Source organism: Brevibacterium sp. UCMA 11752, assembly GCF_021532235.1.
GTDB classification, from domain to species: Bacteria; Actinomycetota; Actinomycetes; order Actinomycetales; family Brevibacteriaceae; genus Brevibacterium; species Brevibacterium antiquum.
Window position 1 is genome coordinate 3,300,657 of the sequence record NZ_JACBOS010000003.1, and the last position, 16,273, is coordinate 3,316,929.

At 62.8% G+C, this 16,273-nt stretch carries 12 protein-coding genes; 4 read left to right on the forward strand and 8 right to left on the reverse strand.

Going from position 1 to position 16,273, the window contains the following annotated elements:
• Positions 1-163: 163 nt before the first annotated feature.
• Together HU144_RS14845 and HU144_RS14850 are read right to left on the reverse strand one after the other, a co-directional pair.
• Positions 164-1,678, reverse strand: coding sequence for a sensor histidine kinase (locus HU144_RS14845; RefSeq protein WP_235352715.1), 1,515 nt, complete (start codon positions 1,676-1,678; stop codon positions 164-166).
• A gap of 140 nt (positions 1,679-1,818) precedes the next feature.
• Entirely contained in the window at positions 1,819-6,708 is a 4,890-nt protein-coding gene (locus tag HU144_RS14850; RefSeq protein ID WP_235351966.1) for an NAD-glutamate dehydrogenase, read from the reverse strand.
• A gap of 139 nt (positions 6,709-6,847) precedes the next feature.
• Here HU144_RS14850 and HU144_RS14855 point away from each other — a divergent pair, with 139 nt between their 5' ends.
• Positions 6,848-7,312, forward strand: coding sequence for a DUF2505 domain-containing protein (locus HU144_RS14855; protein ID WP_235351967.1), 465 nt, complete (start codon positions 6,848-6,850; stop codon positions 7,310-7,312).
• 34 nt (positions 7,313-7,346) lie between these two features.
• Here HU144_RS14855 and HU144_RS14860 read toward each other — a convergent pair whose 3' ends face one another.
• The 3 genes from HU144_RS14860 to HU144_RS14870 are packed head-to-tail and all read right to left on the reverse strand — an operon-like array spanning position 7,347 to position 9,733.
• Positions 7,347-7,853, reverse strand: a complete 507-nt coding sequence (locus HU144_RS14860) for a DUF6912 family protein (protein ID WP_235351968.1) — start codon at positions 7,851-7,853, stop codon at positions 7,347-7,349.
• A 9-nt stretch (positions 7,854-7,862) separates the two neighbouring features.
• A complete protein-coding gene (locus HU144_RS14865; RefSeq protein WP_235351969.1) occupies positions 7,863-9,083 on the reverse strand; it encodes an AAA family ATPase in 1,221 nt (406 codons plus the stop codon).
• Positions 9,080-9,733 (reverse strand): hypothetical protein, encoded by a 654-nt coding sequence (locus HU144_RS14870; RefSeq protein ID WP_235351970.1) that lies wholly within the window; start codon positions 9,731-9,733, stop codon positions 9,080-9,082. Before HU144_RS14870 ends, HU144_RS14865 begins: the two co-directional genes overlap by 4 nt.
• A 140-nt stretch (positions 9,734-9,873) precedes the next feature.
• Between HU144_RS14870 and HU144_RS14875 the strand changes: the two genes are divergently transcribed.
• Positions 9,874-10,095 carry a helix-turn-helix domain-containing protein gene (locus HU144_RS14875; protein ID WP_143921250.1) on the forward strand — a complete coding sequence of 74 codons (222 nt, stop codon included), beginning with the start codon at positions 9,874-9,876 and terminating at the stop codon, positions 10,093-10,095.
• A 74-nt stretch (positions 10,096-10,169) separates the two neighbouring features.
• On the opposite strand, the gene HU144_RS14880 is transcribed toward HU144_RS14875, so the two are convergent.
• On the reverse strand, positions 10,170-10,685 hold the full coding sequence (locus HU144_RS14880) for a hypothetical protein (protein WP_235351971.1): 516 nt from the start codon (positions 10,683-10,685) through the stop codon (positions 10,170-10,172).
• A 148-nt stretch (positions 10,686-10,833) separates the two neighbouring features.
• Here HU144_RS14880 and HU144_RS14885 point away from each other — a divergent pair, with 148 nt between their 5' ends.
• Together HU144_RS14885 and HU144_RS14890 are read left to right on the forward strand one after the other, a co-directional pair.
• A complete protein-coding gene (locus HU144_RS14885; protein WP_235351972.1) occupies positions 10,834-11,670 on the forward strand; it encodes a LysM peptidoglycan-binding domain-containing protein in 837 nt (278 codons plus the stop codon).
• A complete protein-coding gene (locus HU144_RS14890) occupies positions 11,667-12,134 on the forward strand; it encodes an Rv3235 family protein (protein WP_235351973.1) in 468 nt (155 codons plus the stop codon). The genes HU144_RS14885 and HU144_RS14890 overlap by 4 nt, the downstream gene beginning before the upstream one ends.
• Positions 12,135-12,153: 19 nt before the next feature.
• Here the strand turns inward: HU144_RS14890 and secA are convergent, their stop codons facing one another.
• Together secA and HU144_RS14900 are read right to left on the reverse strand one after the other, a co-directional pair.
• Positions 12,154-14,856, reverse strand: a complete 2,703-nt coding sequence (gene secA, locus HU144_RS14895; RefSeq protein WP_235351974.1) for a preprotein translocase subunit SecA — start codon at positions 14,854-14,856, stop codon at positions 12,154-12,156.
• 54 nt (positions 14,857-14,910) lie between these two features.
• Complete coding sequence (locus HU144_RS14900; protein WP_235351975.1) at positions 14,911-16,152, reverse strand: winged helix-turn-helix domain-containing protein; 1,242 nt, start codon at positions 16,150-16,152, stop codon at positions 14,911-14,913.
• Between the last annotated feature and the right edge of the window lie 121 nt (positions 16,153-16,273).

Sequence of the window (16,273 nt, forward strand, 5' to 3'; positions counted from 1 at the left end):
TGAGCAAGGGACTCAATCGTGTCCGCACCCGACCCACAGCACCCGACCCACAGCCTTGAACCCCGCACTGTCAGTGCCGAATCACCCCTTTGCCAAGGGGTGATTCACTGGTCGCAGGGTGTTTTGTCGTGAAGTTGCTGATTTAGGCCGGTTTCTGCCGATTTCAGTCGTAGGAGTCGGGGCGCAGAGGCACGTCGAGAATCGCCACGGTCCCGCCGCCCTCACGTTCCTGCCATTGGATCGAACCCGCCAGGTCGGCAGAGACCAGGGTCTTCACGATCTGCGTGCCCAGCCCGTTGCCGGGACTGTGGTCCTCCCCCAGTCCCACACCGTCGTCGGCGATCGTGACATGCAGGTGATCGCCCTCGCGTTCCGGAGTCACCCACACATGTCCGGTGAGCGTTTCGCCCGGAGCGAGGTTCTCCTGCTCAGCGACCGGGAACCCGTGCTCGATCGCATTGGTGATGAGCTCAGTGATCGCCAGGGCCAATGAGGTGGCGTCCGCTGAGGAGATGGTGCCGAAGCTGCCGCAGCGCTTGAGGCTGATCTGGACCAGTGGACTCGTCAGCTCGGGCGTCAGGCGCAGCCCCTTGTCGACGACCTCGTCGAAGTCCACCTCCGATTCGACTCCCTGGCTGAGCACGTCATGGACGACGGCGATGATCGAGACTCGGCGCATCGCCTCCGTCAGAGCACCCTTCGCCTCGGGGCTGTCGATCCGACGAGTCTGCAGACGCAGCAGTGCCGAAACGGTCTGCAGGTTGTTCTTGACCCGGTGGTGCATCTCTTTGATCATCGCATCCCGTGAGAGCAGTTCGCGCTTGCGTCGTCTGATCTCCGAGACATCCCGAGCCAGGACGATCGCGCCGGTGCGAGTGCCGTCATCGGTCAGCGGGATCGCCCGCAGCGACACACTCGTCCGACCGACCTCGAGCTCGGTCCGCCAGGGGGCACGACCGGTGAGCACGAGCGGAAGCGTCTCATCGACCTGACGCAGCTCCGTGCTCAGACTCGAGACCACCTCGGCGAGGTAGTCCCCTTCGATCTCACCGCGGTGGCCCAGACGGTGCATGAGAGAGACCGCGTTCGGGGAGGCGTATTGGACGTGGGAGTCACGATCAAGGATGAAGATGCCGTCTCCGACGCGCGGTTCGCCGTGCCGGGCTCCGCTGGGTGCCTCCCGGTCGGGAAAGGCACCCTGCGCGATCATGGTCAGCAACGACATCGCGGACTGTGTGTAGAACTTCTCCAGGCGCGAGGAACCGCGACGACGGAGCTCCTCGGAGTACCGGACCAAGATGGCGATCGTCACTCCCCCACGGACGAGGGGCACCGCCTCGGCGGAGACTTCCGTGTCATCGGTTCCGGCGTTGACGCCGAGGGATTTCGCGTGCGCCACCTTCGTCACCAGTTCATGTGAGCTCGCCGCCGTGTCCAGGAGCTCCCGTTCGAGTCCGGTGGCTCGGGCCCCGATGAGGTCGCGATTGAACAGGGTCGCACCCGTGGTCGGACGCGAATGCGCCACCACTGTGTAGGCCCCGCTGGCCGAGGGCACCCACAGGACGAGGTCGGCAAAGGACAGGTCGGAGATGAGCTGCCAGTCCCCCACCAACAGGTGGATGTGTTCGACATCGGTTTCGTCAGTGATGCCTTCGGCGGCCAGGAGTTCGTTGAGCACTGTGTTCTTCTTCCGGATGGGCAACGGCACAGGCCGATGATGGCGGCACAGAAGCCGACAGACCCGCAGGCTCCAAGCCCGCGAAGTCTGTCGACGTCAGCAATGATCTGACGCTATCACTGATCAGTTGGGGTCACTGCTCAGACGGCCTGCTCCGATTCCCATGCCGAGGAGCGGACAACACCGCGCATCATGCGCAGCAGCACCGACAGCGGGGCTTGGGTGACGGTCTCGAGTCCGAGGATCGTCTCGGTCGTGTCCAGCACCCGTGCAGCCACGGTCTCATTGCGTTCGAGCCATTCGGTCAGACGCTGACCGGCTCGCTCGTCTGGAGTCCCGGAGATCGGCGAGTCAGTCGCGGCGAGGACCGTGCCGGCCACCGACAGGATGGACGAGTAGAAGTCATCGCGCAGCGAGCCCCGAGCCAAGGCCGACCACCGGTCGCTGCGGTCGAGATCGCCGATGAGAGTGAGCACCTGCGAACCGGAGAACTTGTCGTTGACAGCGTAGTAGAGTTCAGCGACGTCCTCTGCGGATTCACCCGCCCGGGCAGACAGCTGGGCAATGTCGAGAAGCACGAACTCATCGAGCAGGGCTGCGGCGCGCCATGCGAGTTCGCTCGGCACGCCTTCGTCGATGTAGCCCTGTGCCGTTGCCCTCATGCTCTCGGCGTCGAAGCCGTCGACGAGGTCGGGCACGCGGTCTCGCAGAGCTGCGACGACGTTGCCGTAGCGCTCGATGCCGGAATCGACGTCGAGGGTGTCAGGTGCCTGCTGCACCAACCAGCGCGAAGACCGATCGAGCAGACGCACATAGGCGTGCTGCAGCTGGACCTGGACTGCGGTCGGCACCTTGTTGTCGAGTGCGCACACCGCTTCGAAGAAGTCATCGAGTCCGAAGATCTCGGAGACGACGACGAAGACACGGGCGATCTGCGGCACCGATGCGGGAGTCTCTTCCAGCATCCGGTAGACGTAGGTGAGTCCGCCGCGGTCGATCATCCGGTTGACGAGCTTGGCTGTCGCGATCTCCCGGTGCAGGGGGTGTTCCGGGATGAGCTCTCCGTACTTCTCGACAAGGGAGTCGGGGAAGTAGGAGGTCAGTTCCCGCTTCATCCACTCCTCATCGGGAACCACGCTGTCCAGGATCTCATCGGCGGCATGCATCTTGGCGTAGGCGAGGAGAACCGCCAGCTCCGGGGAGACATAGGCGCTGAACTCACGTTTGGTCAGTTCCTGCGCATCGGGCAGGAACTCGACCTGACGATCGAGGTCGCCGTTCTCCTCCAGGTATCTCAACATCCGGCCATAGGTGCCCGACATGGACTCTGTCTGGGCCCGAGCCTCACCGAGGACGACGTTCTGTGCGTAGTTGTTGGCCAGGACCCGGTCGGCGACGTCGTCGGTGAAGGACAGCAGCACACGTTCGCGATCTTCTGCGGCGAAGGCGCCCTTGTGGAGCAGGGTGCGCAGAAGCAGCTTGATGTTGACCTCATGGTCGGAGCTGTCCACACCTGCCGAGTTGTCGACGGCGTCGGTGTTGATCGCCACGCCGTTCAGCGCCGCTTCGACGCGGCCCAGCTGGGTCACACCGAGGTTGCCGCCTTCTCCGACGACCCGGCTGCGCACGTCACGACCATCGATGCGGATGGCGTCGTTGGCTTTGTCTCCGACGTCTGCATGGCTCTCGTCCGAGGACTTGATGTAGGTGCCGATGCCGCCGTTGTAGACGAGGTCGACGGGGGCCTTGAGGATCTGTGACATCAGCTCGGCGGGGCTGCGCTTACCGGGCTCGAGTCCCAGTACGGCCGCGGCTTCGGAGCTGAGATCGATGGACTTCGCCGATCGGGGGAAGACTCCGCCTCCGGTGGAGATGAGCTCCCGGTCGTAGTCCTGCCAGCTTGAGCGCGGCAGGTCGAAGAGACGCTTGCGTTCCACGAAGCTGCGTGCTGCGTCCGGATTCGGGTCGAGGAAGATGTCTCTGTGGTCGAAGGCTGCCACGAGGCGGATGTGTTCGCTGCGCAGCATGCCGTTGCCGAAGACGTCACCGCTCATGTCTCCGATGCCCACGACTGTGAAGTCATCGGCGGCGGTATTGACTCCGAGTTCCCGGAAGTGTCGTTCCACGGACTTCCAGGCACCACGAGAGGTGATGGCCATCTTCTTATGGTCATAGCCGACGGATCCGCCGGAGGCGAAGGCGTCGCCGAGCCAGAAGTCGCGGCGTTCGGCGATCGCGTTGGCCACATCCGAGAAGCGAGCGGTGCCCTTATCGGCAGCGACGACCAGATAGTAGTCATCTCCGTCGTGTCTCACGACGCGGTCCGGGTGGACGACCTCCTGGGCGCCGTTCGCGCCGTAGACCAGGTTGTCAGCGACTTCGAGGAGGCTTTCGATGAAGACCTCGTAGGCGGCTTGGCCGGCGGCCATCCACGCGTCCCGGTCGCTCATCGGGGGCAGCTGCTTGGGGAAGAATCCGCCCTTGGCACCGGTCGGCACGATGAGTGCGTTCTTGACCATCTGTGCCTTGACCAGGCCGAGGACCTCGGTGCGGAAGTCGTCGCGACGATCGGACCACCGCAGGCCGCCACGGGCCACTGTGCCGAAGCGCAGGTGCACGCCTTCGACCTGAGGCGAGTACACCCACATCTCCAGTGCTGGTTTGGGCTTGGGCACGAAGCTGAGTTCGTTGGCGCGGATCTTGAGCACGAGTGCCGTCGGCAGCTCGCCGGTCTCGTCGAGGAAGTAGTTCGTCCTCACTGTGGCGCGCAGCAGTTCGAGAGAAGACCGCAGGACACGGTCCGCGTCGAGGCTGGCAACATCACTGAGTGCCGATTCGATCGATTCGTTGAGTTCGGCCATCCTGTCTTCGCGTGCGGCTCCGTCAGCGGTGGGATCGAACTTCGCGAAGAAGTAGTCGACCAGGAGCCGTGAGATCTCCGGGTTGTCGCTGTAGACCTCGCCGACGTAGGCGTCGGAGTAGGTGAAGCCGGCTTGGCGCAGGTATTTGCCCAGCGCGCGGATGATCGTCACGTGTTTCCAATGCATTCCGCAGACGACGAGGCGGTCGAAGACTCCTGCCTCCTTCTTGCCCTCCCAGCCGGCCATGAACGCCTCGGAGATCCGTTCGCAGTCACCGTCGTCGAGGGTTTCGGGGAAGGTGAGTCCGAAGTCGTAGATGTAGCGGTGCGACCCGTCGGCGAGGTCCAGCTCATGGGGGCGTTCGTCGATTACGGTCGCTCCGAAGGCGGTGAGGAACGGCAGCACTTCCGACAACCCGACACGTTCGTTGCGGTAGAGGGCCAGGCGCACTGGAGCGTCCGTGGATTCTTCGGGACTGTAGAGGCGCACGGCGGGGCCGTCGCCGGACTCCAGCGCTTCGAACCGGGCGACGTCGGCGATGGCGTCGGCCGGAGAGTGGTGTTCTTCGTAGCTGGGTGGGAAGGCCTTCGACCACCGGTTTGCGCGTGCAACGGAGCTGTCGCTGTCACCTCGCTCCGTGGGAGCGAGGAAGGCGTGGACGTCTTCGGACCAGGAGCGCACGGCGCCGACGATCCGCTTCTCCACGGTCTCTGGTTCGATCTGCGGCAGTTCCACGTCACGGGCGACACGGGCCACGAAGTGAATGCGGGCCAGTGCGGATTCGGTCAGCAGCACATCGAAGTCGACGCTCTCAGCGTGATAGAACTTCCGCAGCACCTCTTGGACTCGCATGCGCGCCGCCGTGTCGTAGAGGTCGCGGGGCAGGTAGAGGATGACGGAGACGAACCGCTGGTAGGGGTCACGGCGGACGAAGACCCGTGATTGGCGACGTTCCTGCATGTCCACGATCTGCATGACGACATCGAAGATCGTCGTGGTCTCGTCGTGCAGGAGGTCATCGCGCGGGTAGGTCTCGAGGACGCCCAGGAGTTCATTCGCCGAATGTGATCCTGCAGGGAATCCACTGGCGGAGAGGATCTTGCGCACCTTGCGGTTGATGACCGGGATGTTGAGAACGCTGTCGTTGTAGAACTCAGGCTTGAAGACGCCGACGAAGCGGCGCTCACCGACGATCTCACCGGCCGAGTCGAAGGTCTTGACCCCGATGTAGTCCATGAATGATCCGCGGATCACGCGTGAACGTGAGTTCGCTTTCGTCAGCACCAGCACATGCGGTTCATTGGCCTTATCGGCCACAGCCCGACTCAGCGGCGACTTCACCAGCGGCCGCAGAGTGGAGATGCCCAGCGACGTGTGCTCAATCGGTTCGAGGCTGCTCTGGCTCTCATCGTGAGAGTAGTCGTATTCGCGGTATCCGAGGAAGGTGAAGTGGCCGTCAAGCCAGTTGAGCAGCTCGGCGGCTGCCTCGGCCTCGGAGGCGAGTTCTGAACGTGGCGGCTGCGCCTGCAGTTCCTTCGCAATGTCCTTGGCCCGGATCGCCATGGCGCTGGCGTCGGTGGCCGCGGCCGAAACGTAGTCGAGGACGCTGCGCAGCTGGTCTTCGAGCCCGGCGAGATCCTCTTCGGGGAGTCGATCGATCTCGAGGCGAATCCAAGACTGCTGCTGCGGAAGGAGGGATCCGCTAGCCTCGGCGGGTTCGGATACGAGAGGGATGCCAGCGGTATCGGCAGAGACCGCTGGGGCCTCGGCCCGAGACAGCACGGACAGGTCCGAGCCCTGTCCCTCGACGGCGATGATGGGGTGGTGGACCTGACGGATGGCACGACCGCTGGTGGCCAGATCGCTGACGATCGAGGACACGAGGTGGGGCATGTCGGTCAGGACCATGGCGATGACAGTGTGGTTATCGCGGAACTCGGGAGAGTCGACGTCGGGGTTGTAGATGGAGATCACCGGTGATCTGCCGTCGTACTCAAGTCCTAGAGCGTAGTGTGAGGCGGCCGCTGCGGCCAGCGCCTCTGTTCCTGCTTCGGAAGTGCCAGGTTCGAAACGCGGATAGTACGCTTCGATGAAGTTCTCCGGGGCACCTTGCCCCCTCTGCTTCCTCCACTCTTCTGCAATGTCCGAATATGAGACCTGAGACACCATGTCACCTCTATGATCAGCGCGCAAAATTGACAGCGGCTCGACATCGAACCGCCACCACCCACACTATGCTCAAATGCGGAGAAAGGCACGCCGACAGCCATGCCGCGCCACGACGCTGATCTCCTGGCAAACTGGAGCCATGCGAACTCTGACACTCAACCATGAATACTCGGAGGCTCTGTCGGATTTTCTCCTCCGACTTGCCGATGTCTCGACCTGGCAGTCCCTGGGATCCGAGGCCCATGCCGAGCGGATCGACCCCGACACCGAGGTGACGGTGAAGACGCCGATGCCCAAGAGTGAAATGCCCTCCGCCCTGGCTTCTCGCCTTCCGGCGGATGCCGAACTCGTCGAGGTCTATATGATTCCCGGCGATGTCATCGGCGACAGCGCAGAGATCCGAATGACCGCTCATGCGGCCGGAGTGCCCGTTGAGATCGATGCGCTCATTGCGCTGGTTCGCAATGGTTCGGGAACCTCTCTGTCGGTGCGCGCCGAGATCAGTTCCTCGATTCCCCTCTTCGGGTCGATGATCGAACAGGCAGTTGTGCCCATTCTAGAGAAGCGACTTGCCGACCGTCTGGCCAAGCTCGAACACTCCTGAGGCGCTGGCTTGAGCGGTCCGGGCTGATCGGGACTCAGCCGCGTTCGCGCAGCAGCTCGGCCAACTCGCTCGCGTCGTACCAGAGAAGATCGGAGTCGCCGAGGTGGTCCTCCGCTGCCTCGTGTCCCCTGTCAGCGGCGATAGCGGCGGCTTCTTCCCAGATCTCGACCTCGTCGAGGTGGATGCTGGCAACTGATGTCATGTCGACCGAGGGCAGGGTGAGCACGTCGAATCCTTCGGCCAGGTCTTCGCCAGCGCTCGAATCAGGTGCGTCGTAGGCGATGACGGCTCGCGGTGAGGCAGCTCCCGGCCCGTCTGCGGGCCCCGGATCCGATGCAGACTCTTGGCCGCTTGCAGCAGCATCGTCGAAGGACTGAGTGGCGGCCAGTGCGGCTGCGATGCACAGGGCATCGAATTCTCGTGCCTCGAGTTCATCCCCGCCCAATTCACGACCGTGGACATCGGGGGCGACCGCGTGCACGGAGCCGAGCCCTCGGCGAATTGCGGTCAGTGTGGTCGGGATATAGCAGCGAATGGACATGCTCCAATCCTAAAGGGACTTCGCCCGTCGCCCCGCACCCGACTTCCGTGAGCGCTTCCGGGGCGGCAGCAGCTCGGCCACCGCGGCAGCGATCTCCTGGCTGAGCACAGATTTCGGATTCTCCTCATGGAGGGTGTGCCCGGACAGCATGGCGGCATCGGCTGTTGCCCGGTCGTCGCTGAAGATGAAGTCGGGGTCTCGGCGAACGAATCTGGCGAGCACTTCCCGAATCCGCACCTCGGCAGGGTGGCCGACAGCCCCTGAGCGCACCTTCGTGATGCCGATGCGCATCTTGGACCCCATCGACTCCACTCTTTCGGTGCCCAGCAGTTTGACGAGCCTCTGCAGACCGATCGGATCGCCTGCGGCCAGGACGAGCACGGTGTCCGCGGCCTCCAGCGCGGCGCGCGTCGCGCAGTGCCGGTCGTAGAACGGATCGGCGAAGTCATCGTCGGGATCCACCCGGTCGGAGACATCGACGACAACGAGGTCGAACATCTTGGCCAGACGGGACAGCACCGCTGTCAGAACCGAAGCGCGAACTTCTGGCCACCTGTCTGGCCTGGTCAGTCCGGTGACAGCATGGAAGTCATCGCGCACGACGGCATGCGGAACGGCAGAGATGTCCACAGGCGGGGTCTTCTCCACCTCGAGTCGGCACAAGCTGGCCAGATGCGCCGACTCCTCCGTCAGCCCCAGAGTCGTGGCCACCATCGCAGCCACGGTATCGGCGTCGACGACGACGCTGCGGTGGCCTTGCCTGGCAGCATGATCGCCGAGGTTGACCGCCGTCAGCGTCCGACCGGGAGATGAGCCTGTACCCCATACCGTGACGATGCGTCCCTGCCCTTTCAGCGATCCGGGCGGAGTGAGGGGTCGGGGCGGGACGACGGTGGAATCGCGGGTATCGTCGATCGCCTGCGCCACAGACTCGGCATCTGCGGAGGACGGAACGCTGCTGACGATGCCGAGGGACTCCAGTGCCACCGTGTCGTTGCCGAATCCCAGCACTGCGGTTCCTGCTGCGAGGATCGCGGAGATGACCTGCGCATCCAATCCTGGGAAATACTGACCGACGATGACGACGTCGGCGCTGCCCGTCCTGCACAGCGCCAGAAGTTCGACGTCATCTGCTGGTCGGGCGACGATGGTGACGTCGTCGACCTCGCTGAGGAGCTCGAACAGGATCAGATCGAACTCGAAGTCCACGGCCAGGAGCACCTGTGTCATGACTGACCGCCCTCGGCCCTGACTTCAGCGGGGGCACCGACGACCGAGAGGACGCTGTTGCCGTCGAGTGCGCCGAGGACATCGCCGAGCTCCGCACTGGCGACGAAGACTTCGATCCTGGCACCATCTCCGACGCCGAAGCTGCCAACCTCACGGGTGATGTTCGAGACCGGAGCCGAGGTCACGATCTGCTGCGGGTCAACTCCTTCATCATCGAGTCCCTTCGATTCCGGTTGGGCCCAGACGTCGACCAGGCTGCCGGTGTCGACGACTGTGGGGACGGAGCCGGCGACATCGATCGCCACGACCCTGCCCTCGAGCTCGGCGATGGGGGCCAGGGCCGAGGCCGGCAGAAGCTCACCGGCAGCGATGACGGCCCGCACACTCGAATGTTCCGGGAAGCCGGCATCCGCAGAAAGGTACTTGTCTCCGATATCAGCCAGATTCACCTCAGCGACAGTCAGATCATCAGCGCTGACCACCTGACCTGGGACAAGAGGAACCGCGCTGGTCCTCCACACACGGGTGGTTGCGTTCGCCGCGCTGATGAGCAGATAGGTCGCGACGATGGCCACAACAACTAAGACTGCCCCGACCAGCAGCCTGGCATCGGTCCACTTCGGCCGACGAATTCGTTTCGAGAGCTCCATTGCATCTCCACCTTTGGAAAATTTCCCATGACAGGAACTGTTTCTGAGTGATAGTATTGAACACCAAACGAGGTCAAAGCAATGGTTTTGACAAAATTAGTCACCAAGCAATCAGTCACCTGGAATGAGAAGGGGCCCTCATGGTCGTCGAAAATCGCTTCCTGCCGCTCACCGATGTGGCCGATCTGCTCAATGTCTCGATCGCTCAAGCCCGCGCCCTGGTCCGCACCGGAGATCTTCGCGCCATCAAGGTAGGCGGGCGCGGACAGTGGCGCGTGGAGAAGACCGAGATCGAGGCGTACATCCAGCGGATGTACGAACGCGCCGAGCACGAGATCAAGACCGGTTCGCTCGAAGACTGAAGAGAAGACAGGTCACTCCACACTCCGCTCCCCGATCAACGAGCGGCTCGTCAACCGCCTCCGATCAGCCACGCCTAAGCGAAGGGGTTGACTCGGGCCCGGACCAGAGCGATTGAACGGTGCGGGATGATCCGCCCGGAGATCTCGACGTAGTCCGAGGCGACCATGTTGCTGCGCCCCCGAACAGTTCCACCCTCGCCCGCCAATTCCAGGGAGATCTCCTCATGGTCGGCGGCCAGTCGCCTCAGAGCCGACGCCATGCCCAACCGCTCCAGGGGACCGGATTCGCAGCTGTGCCGTCGGGATCGAGTGCGCATCTCTCGTATCCAGTCGATCGCCACAATGTTTGCCTCTGCGCCGGCGATCACGAAGATCCCATGGCCGAGAAAGACACCTGTCCCTGATATTTCACGAGCGGCGACACCGACCTGCACCGGCTGACCGATTGCACCCCGCAGTCGCTCGCGCAGAGTGTGCTGCGCGGCATGAGCGGCAATTTCGTCACCGAGTTCCCCTCTCCTGGCGTGGACTTCCCGGGACGTGTGCATTGCTTCGACATCCGCGAGAAGAGCGTCGATCCGATCGTCCATGATGTGAAGCCTGCCGCAGCGAAGAGCGACACGCAAGAGCTTCTGCACCGATCAGCAGAACTACAGCCTCGTAGTTATATTTATCTATTGACATCAAATGATGTCTAACGGCAGTATTGAGATACGTTTCCAATGAAGGACGTCTCTCATGTATCTGTTGATAGCTTGCAGCGTCTCGTGGCTGTGTCTGATCGGTGCGTTCATCACCACCTGGCTTCACCTGCCGACGCCTCGCAGCACCACTGATCTCGTTGTCATCATCGTCGTCGGCACTGCTGCCGTGCTCTTTTCTCGCCTCGGAGTGGTCTCGCTTCTGACGCTGCTGATCAGGCTGCTGCCCAACGGGCGCATGAGAGCGATCGTCACCCAGTCTGTACTGCGCATCGTGCCGACGATACTGCGCTCAAGCGTTCTCGCCGCAGCCTCAGCAAGCCTGGCTGTCAACGCCGCCCAGGCCTCTCCCCCGCCGACGGATACGCTCATGAACGAAGTTCACGCTGCGTCCGCTGGATCGGCGAGTGTCACGCTCGATCCCGGCTGGCCGACTGCGCTGCCCGACGTTCCCCCGCCTGACCCTGGTTGGCCGACCGCCCCACCGAAAGCTCACCCGACATCTCCTGCTGCTGAACCTGAACTCCCAGATGCCGAACCTTCACCTTCCCCACCGCAGAAGCGACCGCCCGGGGAAGCCGGTTCATCCAAGGACGCCGATTCATCCAAAAACGCCGGTTCGGCCGACGGTGACAAAGGTCGGGACGAGGACATCGACGATCCCCTCAGCGACACCCCTGACAATCATGACGAGGACCCTGATACCTATATCGTCGGCGCCGGCGAAAGCCTGTGGTCGATCGCAGCCGATCAACCCTCGTCCGCTGGCACTACGCAAGACATCGTCGACGACATCTACTCAGCCAACCGAGACGTGATCGGTGCGAACCCGAACCTCATCATGCCCGGCCAACGATTGGAGATTCAGCCATGACTGCCCCACTGGTGCTTTCACGTCCTCGGGTGGCATCGACGCCGTTGAGCAGCGGCGTACCGAGCCCCATTGCAACCGCTCAGACTGCGAAGCAGGACAAGACCGCAGAAGACAGTGATGACAGTCGCATTGCCGCCACTGCGACATCGTTGGCGGTGGCGTGCCTGGAGATCTTCGCCGGCATACGACGCAGCGATTCCATCTCACGCTGGGTCGACCGGACCCTGCTGGAGAAGATCGACCAGCGCGCCCAGCTGCGTGCAGAGGTGGCACCGACCAGACCGTTCGGAGACCTGGGCGCGACACGCACCCTGCAGGCAGGCAACGCCAGAGTCTGCAGGGTCACCAGCGCGATCGCTGAAGTCACCGTCGTGGTTCGCACCCAGAATCGATTCCGGGCGGTGGCAATTCGTTTGGAACTGCTCACCACCCGGTGGACGATGACGGCACTGCAGACGATGTGAGGCCGCCGTCACAGACTGGTCAGCTCTTCGCCTTCTTCATCGCGCGACGTTCTGCACGGTTGGCCGGCTGATCGGCTGCGTTCCCGGCATCTTCGTCCTCAGACTCGGACAACGAGGTCGAACCGGCCTCTGATGGGGCTGACAGCTGCATCTTGGGTGTGGTGTGACGCAGTTCAGCCGCGTCGACCTCGACCTCGGAATCGTCGTCAGAATCATCCTCGACACGGTTCACGGTCACTTCAAGGGTATTGGTGAGGCGGACGACGTCCTCCCTGATCCCATCCTGCATGGTTTTGAACATGTCGAAGCCTTCACGCTGATATTCCACCAGCGGGTCCTTCTGCGCCATGGCACGCAGACCGATGCCGTTCTTCAGGTAGTCCATCTCGTAGAGGTGTTCGCGCCACCGCTTGTCGATGACCGAGAGCACGACCCGTCGTTCGAGTTCACGGGTGGCTTCTTCGCCCAGAGCTTCTTCCCGCTGTTCGTAGAACACCCCGATGTCCGACTGGATCTCCCGGTTGAGCCGGTTCTTCGTCAGGTTGCCGATTCCCCCGACCTCTTCGGCTAGGTCCTCTTCGGTGATGGACGGCTCATAGATCTTGCCCAGCGCCTCGAAGAGTTCGCCCACTTTCCAGTCCTCGACCGGTCCGGTGGTTGCCTCTGCCACATAGGCGTCGATGACTTCCTCACGGAACTTCGCGACGTGTTCTTCCAGATCTGCGCCGTCGAGGACCCGACGCCGCTCGTCGTAGATCACCGTGCGCTGACGGTTGAGCACGTCATCGTATTTGAGGACGTTCTTACGCTGTTCGGCATTGCGCTGTTCGATCTGTGACTGTGCCGAGAGAATCGCTCTTGACACCATCTTGGATTCCAGCGGAACATCGTCGGGAACATTGGCGGTGGCCATGATCCGCTCAGCGGCACCGGAGCCGAAGAGCCGCATCAGGTCATCGGTCAGAGACAGGTAGAAGCGGCTCTCACCGGGGTCGCCCTGGCGTCCGGAACGTCCACGCAGCTGGTTGTCGATGCGCCTGGATTCGTGACGTTCGGTGCCGAGGACGTACAGGCCACCGGATTCGACGACCTCCTTGGCTTCGGTCTTGACTCGCTTCTCCGCTGCCTTGAGCACGTCCTGCCATTCGGCCTCGTACTGCTCTTCGTTCTCCTGGGGGTCCAGGCCCCGCTCCTCCATCTCGGTCACAGCGAGGAACTCGGCGTTGCCACCGAGCATGATGTCGGTACCGCGACCGGCCATGTTCGTTGCCACGGTCACGGCATTCTTCCGACCCGCCAAGGCGATGATGGAGGCTTCACCTGCGTGGTTCTTCGCGTTGAGGACCTCGTGGCGGATGCCGCGCTTCTTCAGATGCTTGGAGAGGTATTCGCTCTTCTCCACGCTGGTGGTGCCGACGAGGACCGGCTGTCCGGTCTCGTGGCGCTCAGCGATGTCATCGACGACGGCGTCGAACTTCGCAACCTCGTTCTTGTACACGAGATCCGACTGGTCGACGCGCTGCATCGGCTTGTTCGTCGGAATCGGGACCACGCCGAGTTTGTAGGTCGACATGAATTCCGCGGCCTCGGTCTCTGCCGTACCGGTCATGCCGGAGAGCTTTTCGTAGAGACGGAAGAAGTTCTGCAGGGTGATCGTCGCCAGGGTCTGGTTCTCGGCCTGGACCTTGACGTTCTCTTTGGCCTCGATGGCCTGGTGCAGACCCTCGTTGTATCGACGGCCCTTGAGCACACGACCGGTATGTTCGTCGACGATGAGGACTTCACCGTCGAGGATCACATAGTCTTTGTCCTTCTTGAAGAGCTCCTTTGCGCGGATCGCATTGTTGAGGAAGCTGATCAGCGGGGTGTTCTCTGCGTCGTAGAGATTGCCGATGCCCAGGTAGTCCTCGACTCGTTCGATGCCGGGTTCGAGCACACCGACGGTGCGCTTCTTCTCATCGACTTCGTAGTCACGGTCGGTCTTGAGCCGTTTGACGACCTTGGCGAACTCTTCGTACCAGCGGTTGCCATCGCCTTCGGCCGGACCGGAGATGATGAGCGGGGTGCGAGCCTCATCGATGAGGATCGAGTCGACCTCGTCGACGATCGCGAATGCGTGTCCACGCTGCACAAGTTCATCGGCAGACCAGGCCATGTTGTCGCGCAGGTAGTCGAAGCCGAATTCGTTGTTCGTACCGTAGGTGATGTCCGCGGCATACTGCTTGCGACGGTTGTCCGAGGACATGTTGGCCTGAATGCAGCCGGTCTCCATCCCCAGGAACCGGAACACGCGGCCCATCAGCTCGGACTGATAGGTGGCCAGGTAGTCGTTGACCGTGATGATGTGCACGGAACCGCCGGTGAGTGCATTGAGGTAGGCTGGCGCCGTCGCGACCAGCGTCTTGCCTTCACCTGTCTTCATCTCAGCGATGTTGCCCAGGTGCAGTGCCGCCCCGCCCATCAGCTGGACGTCGAAGTGGCGCATGCCCAGGGTTCGGCCCGATGCCTCACGGACGGCGGCGAAGGCTTCGGGAAGCAGCGAATCGAGGGTCTCCCCATCCTGATAGCGCTTCTTGAAACGATCGGTTTCCTCCCGCAGCTCAGCATCTGACATCTCGCTGAACTCCTCGGACAGCGCGTTGATCGCATCCGTGTACTGGCGGAGCTTCTTCAGCGTGCGTCCCTCACCGGTGCGCAGAAGCTTCTCGAGGAAATTAGCCACTTTTCTCCTAATCGGCATGAATGCCTGACAACAACTCGAACGACTCTATATTCCCTAGCTTAATGGCAGGTGAGTACCGCTCATATCCACAGCCCCCAATCCGAGCCACTTCGCCATTTCACGCAGCTCCAGCGCCAGTTCCTCCTCGTGTTCTTCGCCCCGTTCCCATGTCACCTTCAGCGCCCGAAGTGTGTTGGCTGCCTGGTCCCGGTGCAGGTCGACTCGACCGACGAGACGTTCGCCGAGGAGGAACGGCAGCACGAAGTACCCGTGCACCCGGTCTTTGGCCGGAGTGTAGATCTCGATCCGGTAGTGGAAGCCGAAGAGCCATTCGATTCGCGGCCGGTAGAAGACGAGTGGGTCGAATGGAGCCAGGAGGGCTCTGGCCGAGACGGAGCGAGGAGTTCTCGCCGAATGCCACTTCAGTGCCCGAGTCCCCTCAACGTCGACTTCGACGAGTTCGCCGGAGGCCACCAGCGACCTGATCGCCTCATCGGTGGTGGCGCGTGCCTGCCGGAAGTAGTCTGCCAGGCAGTCCGGGCGGGCGATGCCCAGTGCCTGGCCCGCAATCCGGGTCAGCTCGAGCACATTGTTGGCCGTGCCTGAGATTCCGCGAGCTCGTGCGGCTTCGGGATCGAGACCGACCTCAGGGCCGCCAGCGGGACCGTAGGCGAGTTCAGGCGCCGGCAGCGTCTGAATGACATCGTGTGGCAGGGCGTAAACGCGTTCGAAGTGATCGTTGCGGCCCGCGGCGCTGATGACGCCGCCGGCGAACAGTGCCTCGAGTGCCATCTTGACCTGGCTGGGGTTCCAACCCCAATGATCGCGGTTGCGTTCGGGGATCTCATGGTCGACGAGGTCTGCGACCCCGCGTGCTGTCTTCGGTCCCGACTCCAGCACGTCGAGGACCGATCGCTGCAGAGCCCGGAACTCCGGGCCGCTGTCGGGGTGCCGTTGACCGTAGTCGTTGCGCCACCACTCGGCTCTGGTGCGTTCGAAATGACGGTAGGTCTCCGGCGGGACGAAGGCCGCTGCGTGGGCCCAGTATTCGACGCCCATGCGGGGTGCTGAGTAGAAGAGTCGATCGAGGGTCTCACGCGGATACGGTCCGAGACGCGAATAGTAGGGCAGGTAGTGCGAACGCACAACGCGGGAGACCGAGTCGATCTGGGTCAGCCCCATTCTCGCGAACGTCGACTTCAAGTGCCGAGCAGTCACCTGAGCCGGGCGCTGCCTGTCGAGGCCGGTCGCAGCGATCGCCGTCCTGCGCGCTGCCGACAGTGTCATCTTCTGCATGGACCCACAGTAGAACACCGCACTGACACGGCCTCGGAATCCGTCCATCCGGCCGAGCAGGATCAGCCGTTCGGCCGAAGCCGGACCCACCCCCAGACCGGAAGGATCGTCACTGTCACCG

Bases quoted from the DNA above. Each gene is read 5' to 3' on its own strand.
- HU144_RS14870 (WP_235351970.1), bottom strand. From the start codon at position 9,733: ATGGAGCTCTCGAAACGAATTCGTCGGCCGAAGTGGACCGATGCCAGG.
- HU144_RS14880 (WP_235351971.1), bottom strand. From the start codon at position 10,685: ATGGACGATCGGATCGACGCTCTTCTCGCGGATGTCGAAGCAATGCAC.
- HU144_RS14860 (WP_235351968.1), bottom strand. From the start codon at position 7,853: ATGTCCATTCGCTGCTATATCCCGACCACACTGACCGCAATTCGCCGA.
- HU144_RS14900 (WP_235351975.1), bottom strand. From the start codon at position 16,152: ATGCAGAAGATGACACTGTCGGCAGCGCGCAGGACGGCGATCGCTGCG.
- HU144_RS14875 (WP_143921250.1), top strand. From the start codon at position 9,874: ATGGTCGTCGAAAATCGCTTCCTGCCGCTCACCGATGTGGCCGATCTG.
- HU144_RS14855 (WP_235351967.1), top strand. From the start codon at position 6,848: ATGCGAACTCTGACACTCAACCATGAATACTCGGAGGCTCTGTCGGAT.
- HU144_RS14865 (WP_235351969.1), bottom strand. From the start codon at position 9,083: ATGACACAGGTGCTCCTGGCCGTGGACTTCGAGTTCGATCTGATCCTG.
- HU144_RS14890 (WP_235351973.1), top strand. From the start codon at position 11,667: ATGACTGCCCCACTGGTGCTTTCACGTCCTCGGGTGGCATCGACGCCG.
- HU144_RS14885 (WP_235351972.1), top strand. From the start codon at position 10,834: ATGTATCTGTTGATAGCTTGCAGCGTCTCGTGGCTGTGTCTGATCGGT.
- HU144_RS14850 (WP_235351966.1), bottom strand. From the start codon at position 6,708: ATGGTGTCTCAGGTCTCATATTCGGACATTGCAGAAGAGTGGAGGAAG.